The following is an 8,034-nucleotide window of genomic DNA, read 5'->3' on the forward strand; positions in this document are numbered from 1 at the left end:
GCGGGCGCCACCGAAGGCAGCATCGAACTTGTACTTATCCAGGGCCTGCTTCAGCGCCTGGGTCTTCATAACGTCAGTATGCTTTGATGAGCCATGAGTGAACGGGCCAATACCCTGTTCAACGCCTTCCTGGTTGGTATGAACGATCAGCTCCATACCAATTTCTTTCGCCATCTTGTCGCGGAACTCAATCATCTCCCGGAACTTCCAGGTGGTATCCACGTGCATCAGTGGGAATGGCGGCTTGCCTGGGTAGAAAGCCTTACGCGCAAGATGCAGCATCACCGCAGAGTCTTTACCGATGGAGTAAAGCATTACGGGGTTATCGAATTCGGCAGCCACTTCGCGGATGATATGCATACTCTCCGCTTCTAGCTGTTTCAGGTGGGTCAGATTGTAGTCGGTCATGGTTGGCCTGTTAGCTCTCTGAAAGGTATAAAACCGGCAAAATAAATTTGAAGCAAATATACCAAGGCGTGAGGTATATAAAAAGGCGCTATTGATAACAAATAGCTATAACAATATGGTGTTCGAATCCATAAATTTCAGAGAGGTTGCGTTATGGGAACAGAGAGGACCGTTGCGATTCCGGGCCCGGAGGGACAGCTTGATGCCCGAGTGATGGAAATCGATGGTGCCAGGACCGGACTGGTGATGTGTCACCCTCATCCATTATTTTCGGGCACTATGGACAATAAAGTGGTCACAACGGCAGCTCGGGCAGCGAAAGGCCTGGGGCTGAACACACTCCGGTTTAACTTCCGGGGCGTTGGCAGCAGCGACGGCGAGCATGATCATGGCGTTGGAGAGCAGCAGGATGTCGCCTCAGCCGTCCGTTATGCGAAAGAAGAGCTTGGTTGGGAGCGGATTATTCTCGCTGGGTTCTCGTTTGGTGCCGGCATGGCCTGTCTGTATGGATGTGATCATGCCGAAACGATTGATGGACTGGTTCTGATCGCGCCTGCGGTTCATCACTTCGATGCTCCGACTACTTTGCCGCAGGGAATTGAAACCTGGGTCCTGATGGGCGATGCCGATGAAGTCGTGCCATTTGATGAAGTCGAGGGGTGGGTGCAGCTGGTGGTTCCTCAACCTCATTGGTTGGTTTTTGAGGGAGCTGGTCACTTTTTCCATGGTCGTATTACCGATCTGAAGTCCACCCTGACGGAAGAGTTGTCGGTGTTCGCCGAAGGTTAATAGAAGGAATGTTAAGTAAGGCAGGTGGCTGAGAGCCGCTTCATTTGCACTTTTGCAGCCCGGGCGGTAAATTTCGCCCCCCGAAAATCCTTATTGGAGAGTGTCCGTGTCTACCCCGTGGGAACTGTATCAGGCAGATCTGCTGCGCGACGATTTTTCATATGACCCAGCTCAGGAGATGGCGGTAAAGCATCTTCAGCGTCTTTACGATGACCTTGTGGCCGCTGAGCAGCGCCGTTCAAAACAGGGCGTTCTGGGTAAACTGTCGAAAAAGCTGAGCCGGACAAAGCCTGAACCAGAGAAGGGGATTTACTTCTGGGGCGGCGTGGGCCGCGGCAAGACTTACCTTGTTGATACTTTCTACGACGCGCTGCCCTTTAAGCGCAAGATGCGCACACACTTCCATCGTTTTATGCAGCGTGTTCACGGTGACCTGACGAAGCTTGCCGGAGCCAAGAATCCACTCACTGTGGTCGCTGACCAGATCGCTGAAGAAGCACGGGTCATCTGCTTTGACGAATTCTTCGTGTCTGATATCGGTGACGCTATGATTCTTGGTGGCCTGATGCAGGAGCTGTTCGACCGAGGTGTTACTCTGGTCGCGACCTCTAATATCGTGCCTGACGGTCTGTATAAGGACGGCCTGCAGCGCGACCGGTTTATTCCAGCTATCAAACTTCTCAATCAATTTACCGAAGTAGTTAACGTCGATAGTGGCGTGGACTACCGTTTGCGAACACTGGAGCAGGCCGAGCTATACCACTACCCGCTCGATGGCGATGCGAATTCCAGTCTGGAGAAAAGCTTTCAGGGACTGATAGCCGACCCGCGCCATGTCGAAGCTAACGCCAGCGTTGAGATTCTTGGGCGCAAAATACCGGCGAAAGCCGTGTGTGATGATATTGCCTGGTTCGATTTCTATGCCCTCTGTGATGGACCACGTTCACAGAATGACTACATCGAACTCGGCAAACTATTTCATGCCGTTATTGTCTCAGACGTGCCCGCTATGGGCTCGAAGAACGACGACCTTGCGCGCCGCTTTATCAATCTGATTGATGAGTTTTACGATCGCGGTGTGAAAGTGATTATGTCAGCCGATGCGTCAATCCCTGAGATATACAGCACTGGTAAACTGGAGTTTGAATTTCAGCGCACGACATCGCGGATGCTGGAGATGCAGTCTCACGATTATCTTGCCCGCGAGCACCGTCCGGACTGATCAGCCTTTCAACTGGTCAAGCCCAAATTTACGGCTGAGTATACGATCCAGCATACGTAGAGGCAGCCAACGCTTCAACAGCGGTAATGCTGTGCTGCCATTTCCAATTCTGATTTCAGGGGCAGGGTGCCCCTGGATGCGCAGTAGCATTTCTTTGGCGAAGGCTTCCGCTGTGGTGGGGTTCTGCTGAGACGCGACCGCCCGTTCCCGGATTTTATCTTCGACTGCCTTAAATAAAGAATCGGGCATGAGTAGGCCGCTGACCCCTGCCAGGGAGTTATCGCCGAAACTGGACTGAATCGCCCCTGGCTGGACTGTAATTACTTCAATACCAAAAGGCGCAAGCTCCATACGCATGGCGTCGCTCAGCGAGTGTAAAGCAGCTTTGGTTGCGCAATAGGCGCCCGAGAAAGGAGTCGTCAGGATGCCAGAAACAGAGCCAATGTTAACCACCTGAGCGTTATCTGAAGCTCTCAGCATCGGTAGCGCTTGTCGCGTGACACTTACAGGGGCAAGTACGTTGGTTTCAAACTGACGGAGAAGCTTCTCGCGGGATAGCTCGGTCACGGGCCCCATCGCGGCATAACCGGCATTGTTGATCAGAAGGTCGATATGACCAAGTCGTGCGCTTACTTCTTCAAAAACACGTTCGATGGCAGAGTCGTCGTTTACATCAAGTGCCATCCGTATGGCATTGTCATGATCAAGGTACTGCAGGTCATCCACATTACGGGCCGTCGCCACAACAGTATCTCCACGAGAAATACAGGCGCGCGCCAGTGCTCTGCCAATACCTGTTGAACAGCCAGTAATAAACACATTTCTCGTGGTCATGTCCGTTTCTCCGTCGTTGAATCTGTTACTACGCAGTCTTTGTTATCTGGCACTTTCTGCGGCTTCAAGCAAAGACAGAACTTCTTCTCGGATGCTGCCCATATCTTTTGGGTTAAAGCCAACGTGCTGGCTGTGGAGCTTGCCGTTGTGGTCAATAAGGAAGGCGGTTGGCATACCTCGCAACTGATAGGTTGCTGCCGTTCCTTCGTTATCGAACAGAGTCGGGTAATCAACCGGGTATTCTTTCAGGAAGCGAAGACCCTCTTCACGGGTTTCATCGACATTAAGAGCCAGAACTTCAAACCCACGATCTTTGAGTTCATTTCTTAGTTCGTTGAGCATGGGCAATGATTTACGGCATGGACTACACCAGGATGCCCAGAAATCCAGGTAAATCACCTTTCCTCGATAATCCTTTAAAGATATTTGGCGCTTTTCGTCTAGTGTGCTCAGCGTAAATTCCGGTGCATTGATCTGGCTTTCTGCATGTACCCAGCCCCCCCCGGTCAGCAGCAGTATTGCGAGCAGGCGAGTGAATAACTTCATGATCGAAAGAAAACGCGTAGCAACTGGCATAACAGTTTCCCTGAAAAATTGAGACTGTATTCTGAGCGGTATCCTTGTATTTGACAATCCGGGCTTTTCAGCCAGATCACCTCTTCGGGTGGTTTTCGTTTATGCCCCTGCAGGACTGACAGTGTCGTCTACACTTTAATGAGTATTTGCAGAGGGAATAGGAATGAAATTACAGAAGCCGCTGATTGCGATGCTGCTGGGTTTACTATTGCATTTGGTTGGAATTAGCGACGCGTCAGCACGAGTGGCTTCGATACCGGGTTATTCTCCAGATAACAATGTGCTTGATGTCGCCGAAGCAGAGTCAGGTCAGAACCTGGCGTTTATTACCCGCTACGTTGAGGATACCTCCGGCGACCTGGTGATTGGTGATGAAGAGAGCCTGGGCTGGAAAGCAGCTCGAGAGGACTTATCCTTCGGTTATACCAACTCAATTTATTGGTTCCGATTCAATCTGACCAACTCCGGTCACAGGCACCTCAGCCGCTTGATCAGTATCTCGTATCCTGTTCTTGATTATATTGATCTGTACCGGAAGACCAACGACGGTAAGTGGCAGCTTATTAGTCTGGGAGACAAGCAGGAATTCAGTGATCGCCTGTTGCCCCATCGTCATTTTCTGATTCCGTTCGAGATCGATCCGGGCGATGTCCAGGAATGGGTCTTCCGGGTAGAAACCTCCAGCTCAATGCAGGTACCTATGACGCTTTGGGATGAGCGTGACTTCTTTGTGCATGATCAGAATCAGCTTCTCGGGCTGGGTCTGTATTACGGCATTATGCTCATCATGGTGTTTTATAACCTCTTTGTGTTTTTCTCAGTTAAAGAGGGGAATTACCTTTTTTACGTTCTTTATGTCGGCTGTATGGCGGGTTTTCTCGGTAGTTTGCAGGGCATCAATTTCCAGTACTTATGGCCCTCAGCGATTCACTGGAACGATCAAAGTATTATTGTGCTGTTATCCGGCGTCATTATTTTTGCCGGCATATTCACGAGAAAATTTCTCTATCTTCATACCGATCAGTCGTTCTTTAATAAGCTGATCGGGCTGCTGATTCTGATTTGTATCGGCATCGTATTTTTGAGTAACCTGGTGGTTTATCACACCCTGATTCGGGTACTGATTGTTGTCGCTATGCTTGCGATGATCGGCGCTATCGTACTTGGCGTAAGGCGTTGGGCTGAAGGGTTTGTCGCAGCGCGTTATTACACCATTGCCTGGACCAGTTTCCTGCTTGGCGGCATCGTTCTCGCCCTTAATAAATTCAACATTATTCCCAGAAACTTCTTTACAGAAAATTCGCTTCAGATCGGCTCTGCAATGGAAGTTATTCTGCTGTCGTTTGCATTGGCCGATCGTCTTAATCAGGAAAAGCGTGAGCGTTACGAAGCCCAGATCAGTGCGTTGGAACATGAAAAATTAGCTCGTAAGGCACAGACCGAGGCCCTGGATCAGGAACGTAACGCGCGTAAAGCGCAGGAGAAGGCGCTTGAACACGAACGGGCTGCGAGAGAGGCACAGGCTAAGGCCCTCGATATCCAAAAAAGGGCAACAGAGACACTGGAGCGACGCGTTCGGGAGAGAACACTGGAGCTTGAGAATGTAAACGAACAGCTTGAGCGTATGAGTACGACGGACGCGCTTACAAATGTAAGAAACCGGCGTTTCTTTGACGACTTTCTTGATCGGGAATTCGCACTGGCTCGCCATGATATGGCCAACTTCTCGATTCTGCTGCTGGATATTGATCACTTCAAACAGGTTAACGATACCTATGGCCATCAGGCGGGTGATGAAATTCTACGCTGCATTTCTGGGGCGATCAGTGAAACGATTGAAAATAAAGATTCGGTTGCAAGGTACGGTGGCGAAGAGTTTGCAGTGGTACTGCCGGGGTTGAGCCAGGAACAGGTTGCGTCTATTGCTGAAGCGATTCGCCTGTCTGTGGCGTCTATTAATCTTGATCGTATCGCAGATGGCTTCCGTGTAACCATCAGCGTGGGCTGTCACTCGGCGATTCCTGATGATGCTGATAGTCCTGAAACCTGGCTGTCAAAAGCAGATGAAGCGCTATATCGCGCGAAAGAGAATGGACGTAACCGTGTGGAGTGTTGGTCTTAGGATAAGTTCAGGCGAGGGAGTTACCCTCGCCTGTTTTATTTTATCTTATTGGATGGACATCTGGCTGGCATATCCCACTCTGAAGCCACCCCAATGCTTGCCATTAACCCAGATTGGCACTGAAAGGTCATGCATTACCTCGCCAGTGTCACGCTTATAAGTCTGGAGCAAAAACAGATTCTGATTGCTGCCGCAGCGTGACCCTGTGCGATCGTCGAAGATACGCTTGGTACGATTGTTCACCAGGTCTTTGTGGTAGTCACCACTCAGAGGCTGAGCGAATTTTTTGTTATGAGTCGGGAAGTAGCCATTATCATCGACAGCACCAGCATATGCGATGAAGGCGTTACGCTGTAATATCGGCTCTTGGATGTCAGGTAATAGCTCATCAGTAAAGGCATCGAAATCTGTGGAAAATTTCTTGGGATTTGTCCCGGGAATATCACGATATTCGCGGCTGAAGAGGGCGTCGTGTGAGATTTTTCCGCTGGCAATTGCTTGTTCAAATAGTTGACCAATCGCCTCAGCGGCACTGAACGCTTCAGCTTTAACCGTGTCGTGCGGTTCACCTAAATTACCACTACCGAAAGATTCGAAAATGCTCTCTGCGGATTCTGATAGACCGGATGACTTATCAGCAATGGAAGCAACTTCGTTCTCAGTTTCCTGATAGTGGGCTGAAGTTTGTCCGATGATTCCGGAAATATGCTGAATATGCCCGGTATTATCGTTCATGTTTTCGACCAGCGCATTGACGGCATGTTGTATGTTGTCGGCGCGTTTGTTGATTTCAATGAGATGATCATTCAGCTCACGCGTCATACTTACACCCTCATCAATGACTTTGATCAGGTTGCTACTGTTGTCTGCTGCGAGTTTCACTTCCTGATTGATTTGGGCGACGGTGGTGCCGATCTGCTCGGTCGCATCTGATGTCTTCCCAGCCAGAGCACGCACTTCGTCAGCGACCACGGCAAATCCTCGACCCTGTTCACCAGCTCGTGCAGCCTCGATGGCAGCATTTAATGCCAGCAGATTGGTTTGCTCTGCAATATCATTAATGATGCTTGTTACCTTGCTGATGTTTTCAGATTTGGCTTCAAGATTGGAAATAAGTTCTGCATTGCTCTGCACCTGATCGCGGGTCTCTTCCATTTTCGGAATCGTACGGTTGATGGCCTCGCTGCCTGCGCGGTTAATCTCCATGGCTTCATTGGTTGCACGCGCGGCTTCTCGTGTCTGCTCCAGCATTTCTTCCATAGTGTTAGATATCCGACCCGTGCTGTGGACTATCTGCTCACTGTCTTTTGCCTCGTCGTGAATTCGTTTTTGCAGCTTGTCTGCCGCATATGACATTTCAGCTGCGGATATGGCGATATGGCCACCGTTTTCTGCGAGGTCCTGTTGTACTTTTCTTGCTGAAGCCAGATAGCTGTTGATGTCTTGAGTCGCATCGTTCAGCCAATTCGCGGTTGGTTTGATATCGTGTCTGTCGCCTTTTATCGAAGCGTTCAGGTTCGATATGAGATCTGTTGTTGGTTTAAGTACCAGCCTGAATTGGAGGAGGGCAGTCACAGAAGTCGCAACAATTGCGCTCAGTATGAAGGCCAGCGTTGGCTCTGAGCCTGCTCCATGAGTTACAAAACCCATAACGATGCCCGCCAAGATGCCGGCCAGTATTGATCCAGCTATCAAACGTGAACTAGAAACCATAGAGAACTCTCCGCTTTGTCCTCTTTGAAGAATAGCCCATGTGGCCTGAAAGGATATTTATGAGGAGGCGGTATATAAGAAAGTCAGGTTAACCTGAGGATCTGGTTGATCTGCTGCTTAGAAGACGTTGGGGAAGATAACCATTGAATGGTGCCGAAGGGGAGACTCGAACTCCCACGGGCGTTAGCCCACTGCGACCTGAACACAGCGTGTCTACCAATTCCACCACTTCGGCAAAAGGGTGTGACGACATCGTCGTCTACAGCGCCATCAACACGGTAGGTTGTTGATGGTGCCCAGGGGGAGACTCGAACTCCCACGAGCGTAAGCTCACTGCGACCTGAACACAGCGTGTCTACCAATTCCACCA

Annotated in this window: 7 protein-coding genes and 2 tRNA genes; 3 read left to right on the forward strand and 6 right to left on the reverse strand. The window is 50.2% G+C overall.

Annotated elements, in window-relative coordinates; genetic code table 11:
- Positions 1-408: sulfate adenylyltransferase subunit CysD (gene cysD, locus B2067_RS13660; protein WP_301388805.1), on the reverse strand; the 408-nt coding region annotated here is incomplete at its 3' end.
- A gap of 153 nt (positions 409-561) precedes the next feature.
- Here cysD and B2067_RS13665 point away from each other — a divergent pair.
- Together B2067_RS13665 and zapE are read left to right on the forward strand one after the other, a co-directional pair.
- On the forward strand, positions 562-1,197 hold the full coding sequence (locus tag B2067_RS13665; RefSeq protein ID WP_068444097.1) for an alpha/beta hydrolase: 636 nt from the start codon (positions 562-564) through the stop codon (positions 1,195-1,197).
- A 106-nt stretch (positions 1,198-1,303) separates the two neighbouring features.
- Positions 1,304-2,419, forward strand: a complete 1,116-nt coding sequence (gene zapE, locus B2067_RS13670; protein WP_068444099.1) for a cell division protein ZapE — start codon at positions 1,304-1,306, stop codon at positions 2,417-2,419.
- Here zapE and B2067_RS13675 read toward each other — a convergent pair whose 3' ends face one another.
- Positions 2,420-3,253, reverse strand: coding sequence for an SDR family oxidoreductase (locus B2067_RS13675; protein WP_068444101.1), 834 nt, complete (start codon positions 3,251-3,253; stop codon positions 2,420-2,422). It abuts the gene before it with no gap.
- A 42-nt stretch (positions 3,254-3,295) separates the two neighbouring features.
- Positions 3,296-3,829 (reverse strand): TlpA family protein disulfide reductase, encoded by a 534-nt coding sequence (locus tag B2067_RS13680; RefSeq protein ID WP_301378361.1) that lies wholly within the window; start codon positions 3,827-3,829, stop codon positions 3,296-3,298.
- Positions 3,830-3,992: 163 nt separating this feature from the next.
- On the opposite strand from B2067_RS13680, the gene B2067_RS13685 reads away from it, so the two are divergent.
- Positions 3,993-5,951 (forward strand): sensor domain-containing diguanylate cyclase, encoded by a 1,959-nt coding sequence (locus tag B2067_RS13685; protein ID WP_068444104.1) that lies wholly within the window; start codon positions 3,993-3,995, stop codon positions 5,949-5,951.
- Positions 5,952-5,996: 45 nt separating this feature from the next.
- Here the strand turns inward: B2067_RS13685 and B2067_RS13690 are convergent, their stop codons facing one another.
- From B2067_RS13690 to B2067_RS13700, 3 genes are all read right to left on the reverse strand, one after another.
- A complete protein-coding gene (locus B2067_RS13690) occupies positions 5,997-7,601 on the reverse strand; it encodes a methyl-accepting chemotaxis protein (protein WP_301378364.1) in 1,605 nt (534 codons plus the stop codon).
- 211 nt (positions 7,602-7,812) lie between these two features.
- Positions 7,813-7,899, reverse strand: a tRNA-Leu gene (locus tag B2067_RS13695).
- A 55-nt stretch (positions 7,900-7,954) separates the two neighbouring features.
- A tRNA-Leu gene (locus B2067_RS13700) sits at positions 7,955-8,033 on the reverse strand.
- Position 8,034: the final 1 nt, after the last annotated feature.

Origin of the sequence: Thalassolituus sp. UBA2590, from assembly GCF_002339775.1 — a bacterium.
GTDB lineage: Bacteria > Pseudomonadota > Gammaproteobacteria > Pseudomonadales > Oceanobacteraceae > Thalassolituus.

Coding starts and splice junctions, on each gene's coding strand:
- B2067_RS13665 (WP_068444097.1), top strand. CDS start 562: ATGGGAACAGAGAGGACCGTTGCGATTCCGGGCCCGGAGGGACAGCTT.
- B2067_RS13675 (WP_068444101.1), bottom strand. CDS start 3,253: ATGACCACGAGAAATGTGTTTATTACTGGCTGTTCAACAGGTATTGGC.
- B2067_RS13680 (WP_301378361.1), bottom strand. CDS start 3,829: ATGCCAGTTGCTACGCGTTTTCTTTCGATCATGAAGTTATTCACTCGC.
- B2067_RS13685 (WP_068444104.1), top strand. CDS start 3,993: ATGAAATTACAGAAGCCGCTGATTGCGATGCTGCTGGGTTTACTATTG.
- B2067_RS13690 (WP_301378364.1), bottom strand. CDS start 7,601: ATGGGTTTTGTAACTCATGGAGCAGGCTCAGAGCCAACGCTGGCCTTC.